The 20,539-nt window shown below is 66.6% G+C and carries 18 protein-coding genes; 6 read left to right on the forward strand and 12 right to left on the reverse strand.

Going from position 1 to position 20,539, the window contains the following annotated elements:
• Positions 1–11: 11 nt before the first annotated feature.
• Positions 12–1,196, reverse strand: coding sequence for a lycopene cyclase family protein (locus K3G64_RS08990; protein ID WP_238949246.1), 1,185 nt, complete (start codon positions 1,194–1,196; stop codon positions 12–14).
• A 148-nt stretch (positions 1,197–1,344) separates the two neighbouring features.
• On the opposite strand from K3G64_RS08990, the gene K3G64_RS08995 reads away from it, so the two are divergent.
• Positions 1,345–2,511: an MFS transporter gene (locus K3G64_RS08995; protein WP_238949248.1), complete on the forward strand. Its 1,167-nt coding sequence runs from the start codon at positions 1,345–1,347 to the stop codon at positions 2,509–2,511.
• 12 nt (positions 2,512–2,523) lie between these two features.
• On the opposite strand, the gene K3G64_RS09000 is transcribed toward K3G64_RS08995, so the two are convergent.
• A complete protein-coding gene (locus K3G64_RS09000; RefSeq protein WP_238949251.1) occupies positions 2,524–3,993 on the reverse strand; it encodes an APC family permease in 1,470 nt (489 codons plus the stop codon).
• 201 nt (positions 3,994–4,194) lie between these two features.
• On the opposite strand from K3G64_RS09000, the gene K3G64_RS09005 reads away from it, so the two are divergent.
• A complete protein-coding gene (locus K3G64_RS09005; RefSeq protein WP_238949252.1) occupies positions 4,195–4,965 on the forward strand; it encodes a DUF1906 domain-containing protein in 771 nt (256 codons plus the stop codon).
• A 12-nt stretch (positions 4,966–4,977) separates the two neighbouring features.
• Here K3G64_RS09005 and K3G64_RS09010 read toward each other — a convergent pair whose 3' ends face one another.
• The 3 genes from K3G64_RS09010 to K3G64_RS09020 form a co-directional block, all read right to left on the reverse strand.
• Entirely contained in the window at positions 4,978–6,000 is a 1,023-nt protein-coding gene (locus tag K3G64_RS09010; RefSeq protein WP_238949253.1) for a glycoside hydrolase, read from the reverse strand.
• A 202-nt stretch (positions 6,001–6,202) separates the two neighbouring features.
• Positions 6,203–6,562 carry a type II toxin-antitoxin system VapC family toxin gene (locus tag K3G64_RS09015; protein ID WP_238950532.1) on the reverse strand — a complete coding sequence of 120 codons (360 nt, stop codon included), beginning with the start codon at positions 6,560–6,562 and terminating at the stop codon, positions 6,203–6,205.
• 50 nt (positions 6,563–6,612) lie between these two features.
• On the reverse strand, positions 6,613–6,897 hold the full coding sequence (locus K3G64_RS09020; RefSeq protein WP_238949255.1) for a type II toxin-antitoxin system CcdA family antitoxin: 285 nt from the start codon (positions 6,895–6,897) through the stop codon (positions 6,613–6,615).
• A 437-nt stretch (positions 6,898–7,334) separates the two neighbouring features.
• Between K3G64_RS09020 and K3G64_RS09030 the strand changes: the two genes are divergently transcribed.
• The 3 genes from K3G64_RS09030 (at position 7,335) to K3G64_RS09040 (ending at position 11,028) form a co-directional block, all read left to right on the forward strand.
• The gene (locus tag K3G64_RS09030; RefSeq protein ID WP_238949256.1) at positions 7,335–7,778 is read left to right on the forward strand and encodes a DUF4174 domain-containing protein; all 444 of its coding nucleotides are present in this window, start codon (positions 7,335–7,337) and stop codon (positions 7,776–7,778) included.
• Between the two features lie 155 nt (positions 7,779–7,933).
• Entirely contained in the window at positions 7,934–8,452 is a 519-nt protein-coding gene (locus K3G64_RS09035; protein ID WP_238949258.1) for a CIA30 family protein, read from the forward strand.
• Between the two features lie 29 nt (positions 8,453–8,481).
• Positions 8,482–11,028, forward strand: coding sequence for a DEAD/DEAH box helicase (locus K3G64_RS09040; RefSeq protein WP_238950534.1), 2,547 nt, complete (start codon positions 8,482–8,484; stop codon positions 11,026–11,028).
• Between the two features lie 79 nt (positions 11,029–11,107).
• Here the strand turns inward: K3G64_RS09040 and K3G64_RS09045 are convergent, their stop codons facing one another.
• Positions 11,108–11,779 (reverse strand): L,D-transpeptidase family protein, encoded by a 672-nt coding sequence (locus K3G64_RS09045; protein WP_238949259.1) that lies wholly within the window; start codon positions 11,777–11,779, stop codon positions 11,108–11,110.
• Between the two features lie 382 nt (positions 11,780–12,161).
• Here K3G64_RS09045 and K3G64_RS09050 point away from each other — a divergent pair, with 382 nt between their 5' ends.
• Entirely contained in the window at positions 12,162–13,703 is a 1,542-nt protein-coding gene (locus K3G64_RS09050) for an SLC13 family permease (RefSeq protein ID WP_238950536.1), read from the forward strand.
• A gap of 355 nt (positions 13,704–14,058) precedes the next feature.
• On the opposite strand, the gene K3G64_RS09055 is transcribed toward K3G64_RS09050, so the two are convergent.
• The 6 genes from K3G64_RS09055 to K3G64_RS09080 all read right to left on the reverse strand — a co-directional run bounded on the left by K3G64_RS09055 (position 14,059) and on the right by K3G64_RS09080 (position 20,534).
• Positions 14,059–16,725 (reverse strand): replicative DNA helicase, encoded by a 2,667-nt coding sequence (locus K3G64_RS09055; protein ID WP_238949260.1) that lies wholly within the window; start codon positions 16,723–16,725, stop codon positions 14,059–14,061.
• Positions 16,726–17,206: 481 nt separating this feature from the next.
• Positions 17,207–17,665, reverse strand: coding sequence for a 50S ribosomal protein L9 (gene rplI, locus K3G64_RS09060; RefSeq protein ID WP_238949261.1), 459 nt, complete (start codon positions 17,663–17,665; stop codon positions 17,207–17,209).
• A gap of 14 nt (positions 17,666–17,679) precedes the next feature.
• Complete coding sequence (gene rpsR / locus K3G64_RS09065) at positions 17,680–17,934, reverse strand: 30S ribosomal protein S18 (protein ID WP_238949262.1); 255 nt, start codon at positions 17,932–17,934, stop codon at positions 17,680–17,682.
• A 33-nt stretch (positions 17,935–17,967) separates the two neighbouring features.
• Complete coding sequence (locus K3G64_RS09070; protein WP_238949263.1) at positions 17,968–18,465, reverse strand: single-stranded DNA-binding protein; 498 nt, start codon at positions 18,463–18,465, stop codon at positions 17,968–17,970.
• Between the two features lie 72 nt (positions 18,466–18,537).
• A complete protein-coding gene (gene rpsF, locus K3G64_RS09075; RefSeq protein ID WP_238949264.1) occupies positions 18,538–18,828 on the reverse strand; it encodes a 30S ribosomal protein S6 in 291 nt (96 codons plus the stop codon).
• Positions 18,829–18,956: 128 nt separating this feature from the next.
• Positions 18,957–20,534, reverse strand: a complete 1,578-nt coding sequence (locus K3G64_RS09080; protein ID WP_238950538.1) for a glycosyltransferase family 87 protein — start codon at positions 20,532–20,534, stop codon at positions 18,957–18,959.
• Positions 20,535–20,539 lie beyond the last annotated feature (5 nt).

The raw sequence follows: 20,539 nt of genomic DNA on the forward strand, positions 1-20,539 counted from the left end.
GCAGTCGGGCTCTAGGAAGTCCCCGCATCATTGCTGGGCAGCCGGCGGAGTACGGCCGATGTGACCAGATGCCGACGTAAGCGACCGTTGGACACTCGGAAGAGGTAGTTCATCGCGGCGACCGTGCCGCGCAGATCGTCGCGGGAGGTGAGGTAGGTCCAGCGGTGTGCCTCGGGCAGCGAGAAGAACTGTTCGAAAAAGGCGGGGACGTCGCCGGGGGGCATCCGCAACAGTGCTTCCAAGCCGATGCGACGGAAGTGGTGGACCACCCTCGCGGCGCGCGGCCAGACGGATTCCCGGGCGGCTGCCAGCGCCTTGTCTGGACCGTCGGGCAGGTGCGCGACGAGCGCCTCAGCCACCCGCGGGGCGAGCCGAAGGGACGCGGCCAGACTGAACCCGGTCGCCGGGTGGATCAAGGGTGCGGCCGCGCCGAATCCGAGCACGCCGGGCCCCCGATGTCGCGGATGGTCCACCCGGAAGAACACTCTCTCGGCACGCGCGTCGTGCGGCGGGTGGACGTCGTGGTGGGACAGGCGGCTGAGGAGCCGTCGGCGCAGCGTCGACAGCGGCAGCCCCGGCCGGCGCGCCAGCGAGGTCTCCTCGACCAACACGTGGCTTCCGCCCAGTGGAACGACATAGAGGAAGGTCGGCCAGCCGGCTTCGCCGTGATCGGCCCGCCAGTCCATGAACAGCGCGTCGCCGGCAGAGGTCAGCGGAGCCGCGGCGGCTTCGTCCAGGATCAAACCGTAGGCGGTCTGTGCGGCGGGCGTGTGGCGCGACGGGGTCGGGTCGAGGGGGCGCGCTTGGCCTCCGGCGTCGACGACGACCGAGGCTCGCAGGTGAGACCCGTCGGCGCAGGCGACAACGCCGTGCTCCGGTGATCCGACGGCACGAGCGGCGTGGATTCGCACCCCGGTCAGCTGGCCGGCGAGGTGCGCGCGAAGAGCGGGCACGTCGAGGACGGCGTACTCCCATCCCAAGGTGTGCTCGGTCAGCGCGATCGCCCGGCCGGCGGCACGCGCGGTGACCACCGAGGTCGGCAGGTCGACCGGCAACTCCTTGCTCCACATTCCGTAGGTCGCCGTCCATGGGCGGTCCGGAGCCGGGTCGAGCAAGCCGGTGTCCAGTCCGCGTTGTGCACACGCCCCTGCCAACGCCAACCCCGCGGGCCCGCCCCCGACCACCAGAACGTCCATCGGTCCCATCGTCCTTCATCGACGGAACAGCGAGCTCATCGGAGTCGTTGCCGAAGAACCCGTAGAACCCGCCGACTGGACGTGCCGGTGAAGGGTTGGCGCTACGGTCTCATCACGCCTCGGCCTCGTGGCCGGATAAGGAATCCCCATGACGCTCTCAGCGGGTGGCCGCGTTGGGCTCGCCGGAGCGGCGGTGGTCGGCGTCGCCTTCGGTATGGCCCGTTACGCCTACGGTCTGACGCTGCCCGACATCCGGCAGGAGTTGCGGTTGTCGGAGTTGGTTCTCGGCCTCGTCGCCAGCGCCACGTTCGCGGGGTACCTGTGCGGTCTGCTGCTGGCGGGCCCACTGGCCGCTCGGCGCGGCTTGCGCGCCCCGACGACCGTGGGCGGAGTCTGCGGTGTGCTGGGGGCGGTGATCGTCGCGGTGGCGCAGTCGCCCTGGTTCTTGGCCGTCGGCGCGGTCCTGGCCGGCGGCGCGGGCGGTTGGGTCTGGGCACCGTACTCCGACATCGTGACGCGATTGGTGCCCGCGCGGCAGCAGCCCAGAGCGCTGGCCATCATCACGACCGGTACCAGCGGCGGACTCGTCGTGCTAGGTGGTTTGGCGATCCTGGCCGCCTTGGGCTCGTGGCGCCTGGTCTGGGTCGGCATCGCCGTCGCCGCCGTGGCCGCTGCCGTGGTGAATCTTCGCCTGGTGCCGCGAACCCGGCCGGTCCCCCGCCCGAGCGGCCGGTCCCGCGCCCCCTCGCTGGTGAGAGCACTTCGCGTTCCGGCCGGCTACTCCGTGGTGTACTTCGCCGTCGTCGTCATCTACTTCACCTACGCGGCCGACGCCCTCGAAGGCGGCGCCCTCCCGGCGGCAGCCGTGCCGGCGCTGTACGCGGCGATCGGCATCACCGGCGTGGTGGGTGTGGCGACCGGCACCGCCGCACAGCGACTGGGCAGCGGCAGGGTTGCGGCGCTGTGCCTCGTGACGGTGGCAGCGGCACTAGCGCTCCTGGGGCTGGCCAGCGGCTCTCTGATCGCCACGGCGGTCTCGGCGTGCATCTTCGGGATGGGATACATGACCGGGTCGGCGGTGCTCGCGGTCTGGACCGCCGAGTTGTTGCCCGACCGCGCGGGCGCAGCGTTCACGGCCTGCCTGGTTCTGGGCGCCGTCAGCTCGGTCATAGCGCCGACCCTCGCCGGTGCGGTGATCCCTGCCCTCGGCTTGGGCACGCTGCTCGTGCTCTCCGGCGCGGTGTCACTGCTCGGTGGGGCGGTGCTGATGCTGCATGGGTCGTCGAGGGGCGGCATCGACCCCGCTCGACGATGACGTCCGGGCGGCCTACCGGCTACTCGACACCTCGCCTGCCGGTGCTCGACGCTGCCTGAGCGCCTCGAGCAGCCGGTGTTCGGCGTCCTCGCCCGGCTGGATGCCCGTCGGGATCCGGAGCAGGAAGAACACGCCGAGCAGCCACCAGACACCGAACAGGATCCACGGCTGCACGTCGAGGAAGGCGGGCATACCCGGCAGGTAGAGAGTCAGCAGCCCCGCACAGAGCACCACGGCGGCGCCGCCGATCACCAAGCCCGTCTTCCCCGTCCCGCCGATCCGTAGCGGCCGATCCATCTGCGGCTCGCGCCTGCGCAGGATCAGGAAGACGACGGCCACCAGGAGGTAAGCGATGACGATGCTGGGCGAGCCGGAGTCGACGAGCCACCCGAGCATCGCCTCTCCCAGGAACGGGGCGATGAAGGAGAGGCCGCCGATGAACAGCAGGGCGTTGATCGGCGTGCGGAACCTCGGGTGCAGCTTGCCGAACCAGGCGGGCAACATGCCCGAGCGTGCCATCGAGTACATCAGCCGCGATGCCCCCAGGAGCAGCGAGTTCCACGACGTGAGGATCCCGGCGATGCCGCCGGCGATCAGCACCTTGGCCATGACGTCGTTGCCGAACAACGCGCCGAACGCGTCGGCGGTGGCGATGTCGACCTCGGCCAGTTCGCTCGCCGTCATCGCCGACGAGGTCGTCACGATGACGAGCAGATAGAAGATGGTCGCGAGGACCACGGCGACGACGACCAGACGTCCGATCTGACGGGCGGGGATGTTCACCTCCTCCGCCGACTGAGGGATGACGTCGAATCCGACGAACAAGAACGGCACGACGACGAGTACGGCGAAAAAGCCTGCGGCGCCACCGGTGAAGAGCGGTGCCATGTTCTCCGTCGAACCGCCGGTTAAGGAGCCGACGACCAGCATCAGACCGATGATGAGCAGAAACACCACGACGAATGTCTGTGCCACACTTGCGAACTTGACCCCGAGGATGTTGATGGTGGTGATTACGACCGCGGCGATCGAACCGACCAGTGCCCAAGTGAGATAGACCGGGCTGCCCGCCACCTCCCACAGCCGAACCTGGTTGAGACCCGGGAAAAGATACAGCGCCGTTCTGGGCAAAGCCACGGCCTCGAAGGCCACGATGGTCACGTAGCCGCCGACGATTCCCCAGGAGCCGATGAATGACCACCGTGGACCCATCCCGCGCAGCAGGAAGTTGTGCTCTCCTCCGGCTTTAGGCATGGCTGCCGTCAGCTCGGCGTACGTCAGGCCGACCACCGCCATGATCACACCGCCGGCCAACATCGCCAGCACGGCTCCGAACGTGCCCGCAGAGCCGACCCAGTCGCCGGTGAGCACCACCCAGCCGAAGCCGATCATGGCGCCGAAGCCGAGGGCCAATACGTCCCAGTTGCCGAGGACTTTCAGCAGAGAGGCGTCTTCGGTCATGTCGACTGTCTTCTTCGCCATTCGAGACGCGCCTTCCTGGTGCTCGACCCGGCTTCAGCAGGGGGTTGAGCTCAAGCTAGCCGTTGCGGTCCCCGTCGGTGTGCCGAAACGGCGCACGGTGCCACGGGCAACGAAGGTCCGGCATACAACGAATCGAGAACGAACCGGCGTCGTCCGGCCACGTTAAGCCGTTCACGCCAATCACTTTGGTAACTTCGCGCGGTGCAGGTATCCCGGCGTGAGGCACTGCGCTACGCCGGCGCGTTGTCGGCACTGGCCGGCCTCGGCGCAGTATCGGCCGGTACCCACCCGCCTCCGGCGGCGGCTGCCCCTCCCACGCTGATCGACTACGCCATGCGCCAGATCCCGGCGCAGGACATCCGGGCCGCCGGCCACGCCGGAGTGATCAACTACGTCTCGACCTCACGGCCGGGCTCTTCGTTCGGCGCCAAGCCGATCACGCTGCCCTACGCCCGGTCGCTTTCCGCAGCCGGCTTGGTGATCGTCAGTAACTACCAGTACGGCAAGCCGGGTGGAACCGCGCCGTCGGACTTCACCCGCGGGTACGCCGGTGGCGTCGCTGACGCTCGCACCGGCTGGCACCTCCACACCGCCGCCGGGGGCGGACGCAACGCACCGATCTTCTTCAGCGTCGACGACGACATCGACCGCCAGGCATACCTCAACCTGGTGCTGCCCTGGTTTCGCGGAATCAATTCGGTGATCGGCGTGCAGCGCACCGGGATCTACGGGGGCATCAAGGCGTGCCAGTGGGCTGCCGCCGACGGTGTCCTCGGAAAGTCACGCACACCCGGTCGCGTCTGGGCCTGGCAGACCCGGTCCTGGTCCAACGGGCAGATCTACCCGGCCGCGGTTCTCTACCAGCGCATCATCGACACCGCCTCCAATCCCGGACCGGTGGTCGGCGGCATCCGCGTCGACGTCAACGACGTGCTGGCCCAGGATTGCGGCCAGTGGAACCTTCACACGTGAGCGATGGGCGATTCAGCCGCGCGGCAGCGTGGTGATGTGCACGTGGTCGAAGTGGCCGTATCCCGACCCTCGCGGACCGGCCGGCGTGTAGTACGTGCCACGCCAGATCACGTCCTGTAACCCGAACCGGCCCGCATTGGCCATCGCGAACGCAAGGATCTCGTTGCCGATGGCGATGCCCTCAGGGCTTTCCGGGTTCGGGATCATGATGTCGATCGCCAGGCCGCGGGGATGCCACGGCTTCGAGTCCGGCCGGACCCCGTCGATAGTGGCGATCTGTGGAAACCGGGCGCTGATGGCCCTGGCCGCCAGGACGGTGTTGGGCTGCAACCCGGCCTCGTTCGCGACGCCGACGGGCAGCGCCTCCGGGATGGCGAGGGCGACAGCCGGGGGGGCTGCCGCAGGGGCACCGGGCATCGCGACGATCGCCGGGTCCTGCGGGGCGGGCTGAGCCTGCGGCGGCGGTGGGACCGCGTTGTCGAAGACGGCTTGCTGTTGCGGTGTCAACGCGGCGTACTGCGCCTCCGCGGCGGCGATCTTGCGCAGCAGGTCGTTCCACTTGGTCTGAAGTTCTGCCTGAACCGAGGCGGCTTGCTCGGCCGCGGCCCGAGCGTCCGCGGCCGATTTCTCTGAGGCCTGGGCGGCGGCCGCCGCGCGCTCGCGCGTCGCGTGAAACGCCCTCATCTGCTTGGCCGTCGTCGCGCCTACCGTGCGCTGCAGCGACAGCTTGTCGATCAGTTGCTGCGGCGAGGCCGCGGTCAGCAGCGCCGCCATCTGACCCTGACGGCCACTCATGTAGTCCATCGCCGCGATCCGGTCGACCGCGGCCTGATAGGGCGCGAGCTGGGAGTTCGCGACGGCGAGGGCCTCGAGGTCGGTGCGGTGGCGGTCTTCGGCCGCGGTCTGGGCGTCCAGTCGCGCGTCGGCGTCGCGTTGTGCGGCCGTGACGGCCTCGCGGGTCTGCACCGCCTGAATGGACAGCTCGTTGAGTCGGGCCAGTGCGTCAGCCGCCGGGTCCGCCTGAACGCCGGCCATCGACATAAGGAACACCAGAACAGCGGCCGCTAAGCCGCACGCCGTCCGCCGAAATGAATGGATTGCCACGATCCTTCGTTGCAAGGACCGAGCCCGGTCCGGCCTGCTACGTCCCGGACAGGGTACGAAGTCGTCGTGACGATGTCCACCCGTCGCTCAGGTACCGCGGATTCGGGGTCTTGCCGCGAATGTGACGGGCTGCTTAGTCGATCGCATCGGCGAGAGGCCAAGCGCGAGCCAAGCGCTGATCCGTGGTCAGCAGCACGAAATCTGCGGTATCGGCGAGTTCGACGTAGAACGCGTCGGTGAGGCGAAGAGTCTCACGGCGTGCCCATGCGCCAACAAGCAGCGGAGCCAGATCGTGGCGGGTCATCGGTGCCTGGCTCAACTCACTCAGCGCCACATCGACCTGCGCAACGGTGAGCACACCGGCACGTTGCATGCGACCGAGCGCCGACAACACCTCGGCGTCGAAGTGTGCCGGCGCATGCATCACCGTATTAGCCAGCCGTGCGCGTACCGCCGGATACCGATCATCCGTGCGAGCAAGTAGATCGACCATCACACTGGCGTCGATGACCACATGCTCAGGTGGCGGGGCCGAGGTCGTGCTCACGCTCCGAACTCGTCACGGGCGGCATCGATCGCATCAAGCACGTCGTCATGCCGAGCGCCGGTGCCTCTGGCCTCCAGCCGGTCAAGCCATGCCTCGGTGCCAGAACGCTCCAGCTCAGCGCTGATCGCTGCCTGCGTCAACGCCGAGATATTCAAGCCCAGCGCCCTTGCGCGTTCGGCCAGCTCGTCTGGGACGTACACATTCAACCGGGCCATACACACCAATATACACACACTCGCGTATGTCGACCCCAAGCGCCTAGTTCGGTCCGGGCCACGCATGCAGCAGCATCGGATGCGGCCGGGCAGGCCTAACACAACGGCGGATCCAGTCGTCGCCTAAGTCGAACGTGAATTGACACTCTGCTCCGGGCCCCACGACCCGAGCGACCTTGGCCGACTCGACATTCAATGGCTGAGTGATGGGCCCGCCGCTCGACACGGCGATCTCCGCGCCCGTCTCCTCGTCGGTGACCACTCGTCCGTCAGCAAGGGGTGAACATCGACAGGTGTGACCGGTCCCACCTCGGCCACAGTTATTCCTCGCGCCCGCCGAGCAGCTCCACCGTCACCGACAACCACGTGCGCGCCATCCTCCGAGGATCGCACTGGCGGTCATGACGTGGTGGTCAGCGCTCGTTGGCCGAACAGTCGGCACTTCTCACCGAGGCCTACGACCCACCGGTACAGTCGGGAACACCATGGTCAGTGTTCGGCGAATGATGTTCCTGCTCTTTGTCATGATCGCGAGCACTGTCCTCGGCTCAGCTACCGCCGTCGCTTCCGAACTGAGCGACTATCGCTGGGAGCGTCGTCCCCTACTGGTGTTCGCGCCGACGGACAGCGATCCGCGGCTCGCCGAAACGCTGAGCCGAATCGAGGCGAGTCGGTGTGACTTCGTCACTCGTGACATGGTGCTCGGCGTGGTGGTGGGCGAGGGCACCAGCACGCTCGATGGCCAGGTCATGAACTCCGATGAGTCACAACGGCTGACGACGCAGTATGGAATCGGTGAGGACGCCTTGAGCGTGGTGTTGATCGGCAAAGACGGCGGCGAGAAACTGCGCGTCAAGGATGTACCGGATCTTCAATCGATTTATGCCGTGATCGATGGCATGCCGATGCGCAGCCGCGAGATGAGTGCCGATCCGAGTCGGTGTTGACGGCGGTGCGCCGCGGGTGCCGACGTGGTCTTGTCGGCATCGCGATCGCGTGCTCGGCGCTGCTGGTGGTGTCGTGCGGAAGCGCCGGGCGATCCGCGAACGCCGACAAGACGACGAACACGCCGGGGGCTCCTGGCTCGTCCGCCCAAGCACCCGTGTCCGAAGGGCGCGACGTCGCTCTCGTCGACCTCGGCGATGCCAACGAAGTGGCCGGCTGGACAACGGTCAACGACCCCGTCATGGGCGGCAGGTCCACCTCGACGATCACCTTCGGCGCCGGTGGCCTCGTGTTCTCGGGGGACATCTCGCTGGAGAACAACGGCGGTTTCGCCTCGGCGCGCAGTCCGCAGGACCCCGAGATCGGGCGACGAGCAGCAGGCGCCACGTCGCTGCGCGTGCACGCTGTGGGCGACGGCAAGACCTACGTGCTCAGAGTGGGCGATGCAGGGCAGCCATGGTCCTACATCCAGCGTTTCGCCACCGAGGCCGGCATCTCGCGCATCTACGAACTGCCCATCGCGGGCTTCCAACCGGTTGGCACGCGCCTCGATCCCGCACCCGATGCGCCCCAGACGCTGGATCCGTCATCCATCAACCAGGTGGCGGTCTACATTCTCGACAAGCAGCAGGGCCGCTTCGAAATCACGATCAGCGCGATCGACGCCACAGCCTGAGTCGCGCCCACCCCCACCCCGTGACCAACATTGCCTCCCCGCTGCTCGCCTCCGCAGGCGATCTGACCACCCTGCGTGCGAGCAGCGCCGATCCCGACGAGCTGTTCGCCTCCTTCGCCGCGTGGGCCGATGCGAACGGCACCCAGCTGTACCCGGCGCAGGAGGAGGCGCTGATTGAGCTGGTCAGCGGCGCGAACGTCGTGCTGGCGACGCCGACCGGTTCGGGGAAGTCACTGGTGGCCACCGGCGCGCTGTACGCAGCGCTGGCTCGCTCTTCGGTGGGAAACGGCCGCAGCTACTACACCGCGCCGATCAAGGCGCTGGTCAGTGAGAAGTTCTTCGCCCTCTGCGACATCTTCGGTGCGGCCCATGTCGGGATGCTGACCGGTGATGCCTCGGTCAATCGGGAGGCGCCGATCATCGCCTGCACCGCAGAGATATTGGCCAACACCGCACTGCGCGAGGGTGCCGCGGCCGACATCGGCCTGGCCGTCCTCGACGAGTTCCACTTCTACGGCGACCCGGATCGTGGCTGGGCATGGCAGGTGCCGCTGCTGGAGCTGCCGAACGCCCAGTTCCTGCTCATGTCGGCGACGCTGGGCGACGTGACGTTCCTGCGCGAGGACCTGACCCGGCGTACCGGCAGGCCCACGGCGCTGGTGGCCAACGCCGACCGTCCGGTTCCGTTGTTCTTCTCCTACGCGACCACACCGATGCACGAGACGATCCATGAGCTCGTCGAGACCAGGCAGTCGCCCGTCTACGTCGTCCACTTCACGCAGGCCTCCGCCCTGGAACGGGCGCAGGCGCTGATGAGCGTCAACGTCAGCACGAAGGAGGAGAAGGCCGCGATCGCCGACATGATCGGTGCGTTCCGGTTCTCGTCGGCCTTCGGTACAACGCTGTCGCGGCTCGTCCGGCACGGCATCGGTGTTCACCACGCCGGCATGCTGCCCAAGTATCGGCGGCTCGTCGAGCAGTTGGCGCAGGCCGGTCTGCTGAAGATCATCTGCGGCACCGACACGCTCGGCGTTGGGATCAACGTGCCGATCCGCACGGTGGTGTTCGCCGCGCTATCGAAGTACGACGGCACCCGCAGCCGGCTGCTCACTGCCCGCGAGTTCCATCAGATCGCGGGGCGGGCGGGTCGCGCGGGCTACGACACCGCGGGCACCGTCGTCGTGCAGGCACCCGAGCACGAGGTGGCCAACCTCAAGCAGTTCGCCAAGGTCGCCGACGACCCGAAGAAGCGCCGGAAGCTGGTGCGCCGCAAGGTTCCCGAGGGGATGGTGCCGTGGAGCGAGGCGACGATGAAGCGCCTGATCGATGCGGCACCCGAGCCCCTGACGAGCAATATGAAGGTGTCGACGGCGATGATCCTCGACGTCGTCGACCGGGAGGGCGACCCGTTCGCCGCGATGCGCCGCCTGCTCACCGACAACCATGAGCCGCGCAAGCGTCAGCTGACCCTCATCCGTGAGGCCGTCGGCATCGCCCGGTCGCTGCTGCAGGCAGGGGTGGTGGAGCGGCTCGCCGAACCCGACCCCGACGGCAGGCGCTACCGCCTGACCGTCGACCTGCCCCCCGACTTCGCGCTGAACCAGCCATTGTCGACGTTCGCGCTCGCCGCGGTCGACGTGCTCGATTCAGAAGCGAAAACCCATGCGCTGGACGTCGTTTCGGTCATCGAGGCGACGCTGGAGGATCCGCGGCAGATCCTGGCGGCGCAGCTGAAGAAGGCCAGGGGCGAGGCCATCGCTCAGATGAAGGCCGACGGCATCGAGTACGACGAGCGGATCGAGCTGCTCGACGACGTCAGCTATCCCAAGCCGCTCGACGAACTGCTCGGCCACGTCTACGAGGTGTACCTGCAGAGCAATCCGTGGGCCGCCGACGCGCAGCTGTCGCCGAAGTCGGTGGTGCGCGAGATGTGGGAGCGCGCGTTCACCTTCCGCGAGTTCGTCAGCGTCTATGGGCTGACCCGCTCCGAGGGCGCGCTGCTGCGGTATCTCTCCGACGCGTTCAAGGCGCTGCGATCCGGCGTTCCCGCTGCCGCGCGGACCGAGGAGCTCACCGACATCGTCGAGTGGCTGGGGGAACTTGTGCGGCAGGTTGATTCGAGCTTGCTCGATGAGTGGGAGCAGCTCACCAACCCGGACCAGCAGCACGATGCTCCGGTGGCGGTACCGGCCCGACCGCGCCCGCTGACGGGCAACCAGCGGGCGTTCACCGCGATGGTCCGCAACGCGCTCTTCCGCCGGGTGGAACTGTTCGCCCGGCGGCGCGCCGACGACCTGGGCGCGCTGGACGCTGGATCCGGTTGGACCGCTGACCGGTGGGCAGACGTCATCGACGCGTACTTCGACGAGCACGACGAGGTGGGCACCGGTGCCGACGCGCGGGGACCGGCAATGCTGATCATCGACCGGGAGCCGACCGTGTGGCATGTACGGCAGATCCTCGACGACCCCGCCGGCGACCACGACTGGGGCTTCGACGTCGACGTCGAGCTGGCGAGGTCGGACGAAGAAGGTGTGGCGGTGATCCGCCTGGTCGACGCCGGGCGCCTGGACTAGTAGGGCGTCGCTCGACGGGGAAGATCAGGTGTTCGCCGAGATCGCGCGTGTGAACGGTTGCCCTCTGAATTCGACAGGCTCACCGCGATGCAACTAGCGATGGGCTGCCCACGCCGATGGTGATTCGCGGGCTGGCGGAGGGGTCGAGCCACTTCAGCACTGAGCGCATTTCGTCGCGACCGATGGCCACACATCCCCAGGTAGGGCTGCCATCGGTCACGTGAAGAAAGATGCCGGAGACGCGTCCCGGTATGCGTTGCGGGTTCACCGCGATGTTGACTGCGTAGTCGTAGACGGGTCCGGAATCGTAGAGGTTCTCCGTGACGGACGAGGGTCGGCCCGGCCGGCGCACGTGGGTGTTGTAGGTAGGAGATTCGGGATCCTCGTCCCACCAATCCTGATCGGTGGCCTGGAAATACGGCATCCTGGTGCCTGGGTTGGGCTGTCGGCCGAAGGCCTGGTCGAACGTGAACGTTCCCACGGGAGTGCGGTGCACACCGTCAGCCGGGGCGCCGACACCGAGCGAACCCACTTTGGCGGGCGTCGGTCCCAGGACTACCTTCCACTGCTGACCAGCCCGCTGATAGGCGGTAAGGGTTCCTGTTGTCGCATCGGCGGCGGGCACACCGACGACGATCCACTGGGTGGGCTGGCCAAGAGATGAAGTGGCAGGCGCTGCTGCAACCGGCACAGCGAGTGGCAGAGCCAACAGCGCCGCCCCGAGGTGTGCCAGTACTTTTCGCAGTTTCACAGGCACCTCAGGATTCAGGCGACACGATCGCTCTTGGGAGAAGGGTCATGCTAACCGGACGCTGCGACAGGATTGGCCCGGCGAAACCTGTTCGGTGTCAAAGAGAGACCCAGTTGCGACACCCGGTTGTGTCGTTGATCTGAGGCAGCGTCTACTTGAGCGCGAGAATGCAGCGTCTCTGCCGTACTTCCCATGTCCGCGCGCTTCCACCCGTCACGGAGTGGGTAGACACTCGTCGTGATGTGCATCACTACAGCCGGCCGTTCGGTGGACGCCGGGCCGTGCTGGCGTCGGGGAGGAGTGACTCATGTCCAGTGATCAGGGTGCACGAGAAGATCTCGAACGCCACCAGCGAGACCCGCATGGTGACGACGAGGTCGACATGCAATCGGCGGGCGAGCGCGCGCCGGCCGAGAGCACGTCGACATTTCGGAGGCGCTGGATCGGTTTCGGCGGCGGGCTGCTGCTGGCGGTGCTCGTGTATACGGTGCTGCCCGGCGACCTGGCCCACGCAGCCAAGACCACCGCCGCCATCGCAGTCCTCATGGGTGTCTGGTGGATGACTGAAGCCATCCCGATCCCGGCCACTGCATTGCTGCCACTGGTCGTCTTCCCGATTCTCATCGGCGACGTGGGCGTCTCCGACGTCGGCGCCTACTACGGCAGCGACATCATCTTCCTCTTCATGGGCGGATTCCTCATTGCCCTCGCAATGCAGCGGTGGAACCTGCACCGGCGCATCGCGTTGCTGACGGTACGGGCGATGGGTACCGGTGCAACGCGGGTCATCGCCGGTTTCATGCTCGCCACAGCATTCCTCAGCATGTGGGTCTCCAACACCGCGACCGCAGTGATGATGGTGCCGATCGGCGTCTCGGTCCTGATGCTGGCCGGCACGGTGTCGGTTCCCCGAAGCGAAGGCGACCAGGAGGTCAGCGGGGGGGACGCGACCGACGACGAGGAAGTGCAGGAGCAGGTTAAAGCATCCAACTTCGGCACCGCGCTGATGCTGGGTATCGCCTACGCGGCCTCGGTCGGTTCCCTCGCCACGATCATCGGCACACCGCCGAACACCTTGCTGGTGGGCTACCTGGAGGACGAGCAGAACATCGACATCGGCTTCGGCCAGTGGATGCTGCTGGGCCTTCCGCTGGCCACCGTCATGCTGGTGCTGACCTGGCTGCTGCTGGCCAAGGTGATCTTCAAGCCGGAGATCAAGGAGCTCCCAGGCGGCAAGAAGTTGTTCGACACTGAGTTGGCCAAACTCGGGCGTCCCTCAGGCGGTGAGCGGCGCGTCGCGGTGATCTTCGCCCTCGCAGCCGTCAGCTGGATATCGTTTCCGCTGATCTGGGAGGATCCGCCCATCTCCGATTCCGGCATCGCGATAGCGGCCGGCCTGCTGTTGTTCATCCTTCCGGCAGGAGCGAGACTCGGTGTGCGACTGCTGGATTGGACCACCGCGGTGCAACTCCCGTGGGGCGTGCTGTTGTTGTTCGGGTGCGGGCTGGCGCTGTCCTCTCAGTTCAGCGCCTCGGGACTCACCGAGTGGATCGGTACCCAGGCGCAGACCCTGCAGGGGCTGCCGATTCTGCTGTTGGTCGGGTTGATCACGACCGGGGTGATCTTCCTGACCGAGCTGACCAGCAACACCGCCACCGCAGCAACGTTCCTGCCGGTGATTGGTGGGGTCGCGATGGGCATCGGTGCGGATCCGTTGCTGCTGACGATACCGGTCGCCCTCGCGGCGACGTCGGCATTCATGCTTCCGGTGGCGACCCCGCCCAATGCGATCGTCTTCGGCACCGGATACGTCAACATCGGCAGCATGGTCAAGGGCGGAATCTGGCTCAACCTCATAGCGATCCTGCTCATCAGCGTGGCCACCACGACGCTGGCGGTGTGGGTGTTCAACATCACCACCTGACAACTCCGCAGGGCGAGCACGTGAGAGCCCGCGCTCCTTTGCTACGAAGAAGACTGACGCAGTGCGATTTTCCGGGGCGAGCATGTTGACGCAGCCGGGGCCGGTACCGAGGCATCCCTGGATGACCATCCGGGATACATGGACGGCGCGTGCGCGGCGGAGGGCGGGCCGCAGCCGAACTACGCAGCGTGCCCTAAGCACGACCGCTAAGGCGTCCGAGTGCCGAGATAGGAGACTCAGCGATCGGGGGGCGGACATCGTCGCGAACGGTGGAACAGGACATCGACTCGTACTGCCCCGCGGGGTCGAAGCGGGAGTCGCCGGTCTCGCGCAGAAGAAGGTCGCTGGCTAGCAACTATTGCTTGGCCATGTTCGCGAAGCGGCTCAAATGCAGTTGGTGCGCAACGGTAATGGTCTTTGTGGGACCGTTGCGGTGCTTGCCGAGAATCAGATCCGCCTCGCCGCCGCGCGGGTCATCCCGCTCGAACGCATCCGGCCGGTGCAACAGGATGACCATATCCGCATCTTGTTCGAGCGAGTTATGCAATGTTATGCAATTGGCCGTAAAGTTATGCGTTCCGGGGACCGTGGCATCGTATACGTCTACCCATCCGATACTCCTGATCTCGACGATCCTGTCCCAGAACACATCGTTCGTCGCGAGATCATGCAACTCCGCATCGTTGAGGACCGCCGCCGCCTTATGCACACGTTTGCGCCCGGCCGGATGCTTCCACATAGTTGATCCACAAAACTTCGTACCCATGGATTGGGCGAAGGACCGTTGCGGCGCTCCGGTTTCTGCGAGCAGACGCCTGACCCGATGCCAAACCTCAACAGGGATGGTATCGGAGTTCGCAGTCGCAACAACGTTCTCGAGGTTCGCTATGACCTCCCGACCCGCGAAGAACTTCGCTCCATTGACATCCACTCGTTGGAGGAATCTCCGCTGATTGCTAGCACCGAAAATGTTGAGGTGCCACGAGTCGCGGTATCCCGCCTTTCGTGCGCGATAGATTCGACTTTGAATTCCCAGGCGCAGCAACAGCAGCATGACGTCGTCGACCAACTGCCGGCTGGTCGACGCGTAATAGACCCGGCCTTGCTGGATCTTGTGATCCCACCGCACGGAGCCATCCGTCGCCCACAAGTGCCGCAGAAACAGCGCAACCTGATCGTTAGGCAGCGCGAAAACCTCTCGCGGAACGAATTTCTCGTAGCTCCGCTTCCCGAACAGGCCGAGCTTGTCCAGCCACGCAGCGATCGGATTCCGCTTGCCGTGCGTCAACCGGTACGGCGCCGGCAGCCGCAGCGTCGTCACCCGCGCCGCCGCATACTCGTCACGAACGGCTCTGACCCCGAAGTGCTGCGCCGCCCGTGAAACTGCCGCAAGGTTCAACTCGTCGATGCTCGCGTAGCGAATCGGCTGATTCCTCACACACGACCCGTCACCGATCATGTGCGCCAACAGGATGACTCCCGAGTCGTCCATCCGCTGGGTCTGCACCGGCTCGGGCACCCGGCGCGGAACCGCTACCCGGTCGCCCACCGTCAACTCACCCAACGGCGTCCATCCGTCGAATGTCAGGAACGGGTGGTTCGCCGTCGCCTCCACCTCGCGGCCCGACGCCAGCCGAACCTTGAAAACTTCCTTGTGCCCGCTGTAGAACACGTTCGTCATGGGCCGCGCGACCACCCGCTTGCGCTCGTCGAGTGACCACACCAGCGGCCGCTCGCCGGTGCGCATCAGCTCGCCGAACGTCACCTCGGCGCCCGTGTCCGCCCGCAGGATTCGCGTATTGGCCGTCAGGCAGCCCGACTCACGCAGATCCGACACCATCGGCTTCTTGTCGGTGCGTTGCTCGGGCCCGCGATTCAGTTGGCTGATCGCGACCACCGGAACGTCGAGTTCCTTGGCCATCAGCTTGAGGCTTCGCGAGAAGTCCGAAACTTCCTGCTGGCGCGACTCGTACTTCTTGCCCGACGTCATCAGCTGCATGTAGTCGACGACGATCAGCCGCAGCCCGGCCTTCTGCGACAGCCGGCGGGCCTTCGCGCGGATCTCCATCATCGTCAGGTTGGGCGAGTCGTCGATGTACAGCGGCGCCTCACTGATCTCACTCATCCGCCGCGCCAGCCGCGTCCAGTCGTCGTCGCTCATCCGGCCCGAACGCATGTCGGCCAGCTTGATCTTCGCCTCCGCCGACAGCAGCCGCATGACGATCTCGGACTTGCTCATCTCGAGAGAGAAAATGACGCTCGGCATCTGGTGCTTGATCGAGCACGACCGCATGAAATCGAGTCCCAAGGTCGATTTACCCACACCAGGCCGCGCCGCGATGATGATCATCTGGCCGGCGTGCAGGCCGTTGGTCACCTCGTCGAGCTCGACGAACCCCGTCGGCACGCCGCGCGCGATGCCGCCCTGCGAGGCGATCGCGTCGATCTCGTCCATCGTCGGCTGCAGGATCTCCTCGAGCACCACGAAGTCCTCGGCCGCCCGCCGCTCGGTCACGTCGTAGATCTCGGCCTGCGCGCGGTCGACGATCTCGTTGACGTCGGCGCCCTCGGCCCCCGCGTAGCCGTACTGCACGACCCGCGTGCCGGCCTCGACCAGCCGGCGCAGCAGCGCCTTCTCCGCGACGATGCCCGCATAGAAGCCGGCGTTGGCGGCCGTCGGCACCGTGGAAATTAGGGTGTGCAGATACGGTGCCCCGCCGATGCGGCGCAACAGCCCGCGGCGGTCCAGCTCGGCGGCCACGGTCACCGCGTCGGCCGGCTCACCCTTGCCGTAGAGATCGAGGATCGCGTCATAGACGTTCTGGTGCGCCGGGCGGTAGAAGTCGCCGGGACGCAGCCGTTCGAGCACGTCGGCGATGGCGTCCTTGCTCAGCAGCATCCCGCCGAGCACCGCCTGCTCGGCGGCCTGATCCTGCGGGGGCTGACGCCCGAAGTCCTCGCTCGGCCGCGGCGCCTGGTGTGACTCCGTGTCCGGACGCCCGAGGTCATCGACGACAGCCACGAAGCGCTTCACCCCCTCTGCTGTTCATCGAACGTCAGTTCGATAGCCGTCTCTCGCGACTGTAGATCAGACCGCCGACAACGCGCCACCGCGACTTCGGATCTGCCCCGCGACGGATTACGTTAGGCGTTGCTGACGGGGACGCAAGCCTCGCCTGTTCATAGACCTGTGGACGGAGTGTGGATAGGTCTGGACAGCCATGTTTACGCCTTGGGGAGAACCTGTGCATGAACCGTGCTGTTCACCGCATCACTGCAGATAACAGCACCATAGGCCGGTTTAGATCTTGTGGATGAGAATTGCTTCGGCGTGTCGGGCCCGGTTGCCGGGTCGGGCGTGTTGTGTTGCGCCGAGGAGCCATAGAGGTTAACAGCGCGTTAGCTTCGCTGCGGCCTAACTACTCTGCAAAGTTCGCCAGCGCGCATGGCAACGGCCGGGCGAAGATCGATCATGGCTTCACCCGGCCGTATTGACGCTGGCGTTACTTGCCGGCGACGACTTCCAGCGACACCGAAGCGGCGATCTCCGGGTGCAGCCGCACCGCGATGGAGTGCGTACCGGTCGTCTTGATGTGCGCCTTCGGCAGTTGCACGGTGCGCTTGTCGAGGTTCGGGCCGCCTGCGCTCTTGATCGCCGCGACGACGTCCGCCGTCGTCACCGAGCCGAACAGCTTGCCGCTGTCGGCGGCCGCCTTCACGGGCAGCTGCACCGGGCCGAGGCCCTCGATGGCGGTCTTCAGCTCGACCGCGTGTTCGCGACCCTTGACGGCCTTCTGCTCGCGGGCGCGACGGATCTCGTCGGCCTGGCGCTCGGCGCCGCGGGACGCCACGATGGCCATCCCCCGGGGCAGCAGGAAGTTGCGGCCATAACCGTCCTTGACCTCCACGATGTCGCCGGAAGCACCGAGGTGTTCGACGTCGGCGGTGAGAATCAGCTTCATGTCTTCTGTCCTGCCTATCGCGTCGACGAGCTGAACGGCAGCAGCGCCACCTCGCGGGCGTTCTTGACCGCGATCGCGATGTCACGCTGGTGCTGCACGCAGTTGCCCGTCACCCGGCGCGCACGGATCTTGCCGCGCTCGCTGATGTAGGTGCGCAGCAGCGCCGTGTCCTTGTAATCGATGTCCTGCCCCTTCTTGGAGCAGAAGACGCACTTGCGAGTCTTGACCGGCTTCTCGGGAGCCGGGCGACGCTTCGTGCCCTTGGCCATGTGTCTATCTCTTTCTTACTGATTGATTTGGAGTCAGAAGGGTGGTTCGTCGTCGTTGCCGGAGAAGGAACCCGATGCCGGGGCGCTGCCCCACGGGTCGTCCTTCGGCTCGGCGGGGCGCGACTGTCCGCCGCCACCACCGAATCCGCCGCCGCCTCCGCCGCTGCGGCTCGCCTTGTTCACCTTCGCGGTGGCGTAGCGCAGCGACGGGCCGATCTCGTCGACCTCGACCTCGACGACCGTGCGCTTCTCCCCCTCGCGGGTTTCGAACGAGCGCTGCTTGAGCCGACCCTGAACGATCACCCGCGAGCCGCGGGTGAGGCTCTCCGCGACGTTCTCGGCGGCCTCACGCCAGATGTTGCATCGCAGGAACAGCGCCTCGCCGTCCTTCCACTCCCCGCTCTGCCGGTCGTAGATGCGCGGCGTCGACGCCACGGTGAAGTTGGCGACGGCCGCGCCCGACGGCGTAAACCGCAGTTCCGGGTCGGCGGTCAGGTTTCCGACGACGGTGATGGTGGTGTCACCAGCCACGAGCTCCTCCTGAAGGTTGGCGTGTCCGTGTTTGCGCGAAGCCTACGCAGCGGCTCCGACGGCTGAGCGCCTTTAGTGCTTGTCGGTCCGCATCACCTTGGTCCGCAACACCGACTCGTTCAGGTTGAGCTGACGGTCCAGCTCGTTCACCGTCGCGGGCTCGGCCTTGAGGTCGACGACGGCGTAGATGCCCTCGCCGTGCTTGCGGATCTCGTAGGCCAGGCGACGCCGGCCCCAGATGTCGACCTTGTCGACGGAGCCGCCGTCCTTGCGGACCACGTTGAGGAACGCCTCCAACGACGGAGCTACGGTGCGCTCGTCGAGAGTGGGGTCGAGAATGACCATGATTTCGTATGGACGCATAGAAACCTCATCACCTCCTACGGTCTAGGTCGGCCACGGTCGTTCCGTGGCAGGAGGGTTACCTGCGTCGGCAACCGGCCCAGGCTACAGGAACGCCCGCTGATCTGCGAAATCGCACAGTCGGGGGATCAGCTGCGTTGGTCAGCCAGTTCCGGCTCAGGCGCCGCGTCGACCCTGATCCGGTCTCCCTCCGGACGCAGCCAGTCGGGCAGCCGGCGCGGCGGTGCATCCGGCGCACCGTCGAACACCCCACCGGCGGGATCGTCGACGACGCCGCGCGCCCGCACCAGGTCCAGTTCCGGGCGGTAGATCTGGCGGATCACCAGCACGCACAGCGCAATCACGGCGATGTCGCGCAGCAACACCGTGATGGTGAACGGCTGCTCGGGCAGACCCCTGTTCGACTCGCCGTAGAGGTACAGCATCCGCGGCACCCACACCAGCGCGTCGATCGTCATCCACGCCAACAGGATCCGCCGATGCGGCAACGCCAACACCGCCAGCGGCACCAGCCACAGCGAGAACTGCGGGCTCCACACCTTGTTCGTCAGCAGGAACGCCGCGACGACCAGGAACGCGATCTGGGCCACCCGCGGTCGCCGCCTGGCGGTCAGCGCGATGTATCCGATTGCGACACAACAGGACACGAACAACACCGCGGACACCGCGTTGAGCACCGTCGGCGGCTCCCAGAACCCGAGGTCGGGATCGAAGCCCTGCCAGCCGGTGAACGACTTGACGACGTTGTAGATCGAGTCCATGTCGTCACCGCGACGGGTGTTGAGCCGGAAGAACTCCGACCAGCCGCGCGGGAACAGCACCATGATCGGCAGGTTGACCACCAGCCACGCCACCACGGCGGCCGCCGCCGTCTTGCCCACCTCCCGCAGCTTGCCTGCTCGCACCGCCAACACCGCCAACGGTGCCAGCAACAGCAGCGGATACAGCTTGGCGGCCACCCCAAGGCCGATCAGTGCACCGGCGAGCACCGGTTTTCGGCGCGCCCACGCCAGCAGCGCGCCGGTCGCGAAAGCCGTTGCCAGCGCGTCGAAGTTGGTGAATATCTGGAAGATCACCAGCGGTGAGGCCGCCACCAGGGCGGCGTCCCACACCCGGCGGTATCCGGCCAACAGCGCGGTGGCCCAAACCGTCGCCAGCCACGCGAGCGCCAATCCGAGCGCGGCGATGTTGAAGAACATCACCACCTCGGCGATGATCGGCACCGACACGAGTTTGGTCACCGCGGTGTAGGTCTTGGCCAACGACATCGACACGTACTGGTAGAGACCGGTGATCACCGGATACTCCATGTAACGCACCGCGGGGTTGCCGTCGTACTGGATGTGGGGCTCGCCGTCGGCGTCCTTCTCCACCCAGCTCGACTTGTACGGAAACTTGCCCTGGTTCAACAGTTCCGCGGTGTAGAGCGGGACGGTGTCGGAGTAGCAGAGCTGGAAGTACGCCCGCTGGTTCTCCCAGTTGCCCACCCGCTGATCGGCGGGTCCACTGCCGCTGGTTTGCAGGCACGCCGCCTTGGTCGAGTAGCCCAGCGCGAGGAAGACCAGCGCGATGATCAGCATCACCCGAAGCGGGGTGAGGAACCGCTGCCTGCCGATCAGCGCATGCTTGCCGACCGGCCCGCCGATGGCGTCGGCCAGCGCCGATCCGATGGCATCGGTGCGGCTGGGCGGGTCGCGGTCGGTCAGGGACC

This window comes from Mycobacterium sp. IDR2000157661, assembly GCF_022317005.1.
Lineage (GTDB): Bacteria > Actinomycetota > Actinomycetes > Mycobacteriales > Mycobacteriaceae > Mycobacterium.

Coding starts and splice junctions, on each gene's coding strand:
- K3G64_RS09020 (WP_238949255.1), bottom strand. CDS start 6,897: ATGCGTGGCCCGGACCGAACTAGGCGCTTGGGGTCGACATACGCGAGT.
- K3G64_RS08990 (WP_238949246.1), bottom strand. CDS start 1,196: ATGGACGTTCTGGTGGTCGGGGGCGGGCCCGCGGGGTTGGCGTTGGCA.
- rplI (WP_238949261.1), bottom strand. CDS start 17,665: ATGAAGCTGATTCTCACCGCCGACGTCGAACACCTCGGTGCTTCCGGC.
- K3G64_RS09015 (WP_238950532.1), bottom strand. CDS start 6,562: ATGGTCGATCTACTTGCTCGCACGGATGATCGGTATCCGGCGGTACGC.
- K3G64_RS09030 (WP_238949256.1), top strand. CDS start 7,335: ATGATGTTCCTGCTCTTTGTCATGATCGCGAGCACTGTCCTCGGCTCA.
- K3G64_RS09050 (WP_238950536.1), top strand. CDS start 12,162: ATGCAATCGGCGGGCGAGCGCGCGCCGGCCGAGAGCACGTCGACATTT.
- rpsR (WP_238949262.1), bottom strand. CDS start 17,934: ATGGCCAAGGGCACGAAGCGTCGCCCGGCTCCCGAGAAGCCGGTCAAG.
- K3G64_RS09010 (WP_238949253.1), bottom strand. CDS start 6,000: ATGGCCGGCGTTCAGGCGGACCCGGCGGCTGACGCACTGGCCCGACTC.
- K3G64_RS09000 (WP_238949251.1), bottom strand. CDS start 3,993: ATGGCGAAGAAGACAGTCGACATGACCGAAGACGCCTCTCTGCTGAAA.
- K3G64_RS08995 (WP_238949248.1), top strand. CDS start 1,345: ATGACGCTCTCAGCGGGTGGCCGCGTTGGGCTCGCCGGAGCGGCGGTG.
- rpsF (WP_238949264.1), bottom strand. CDS start 18,828: ATGCGTCCATACGAAATCATGGTCATTCTCGACCCCACTCTCGACGAG.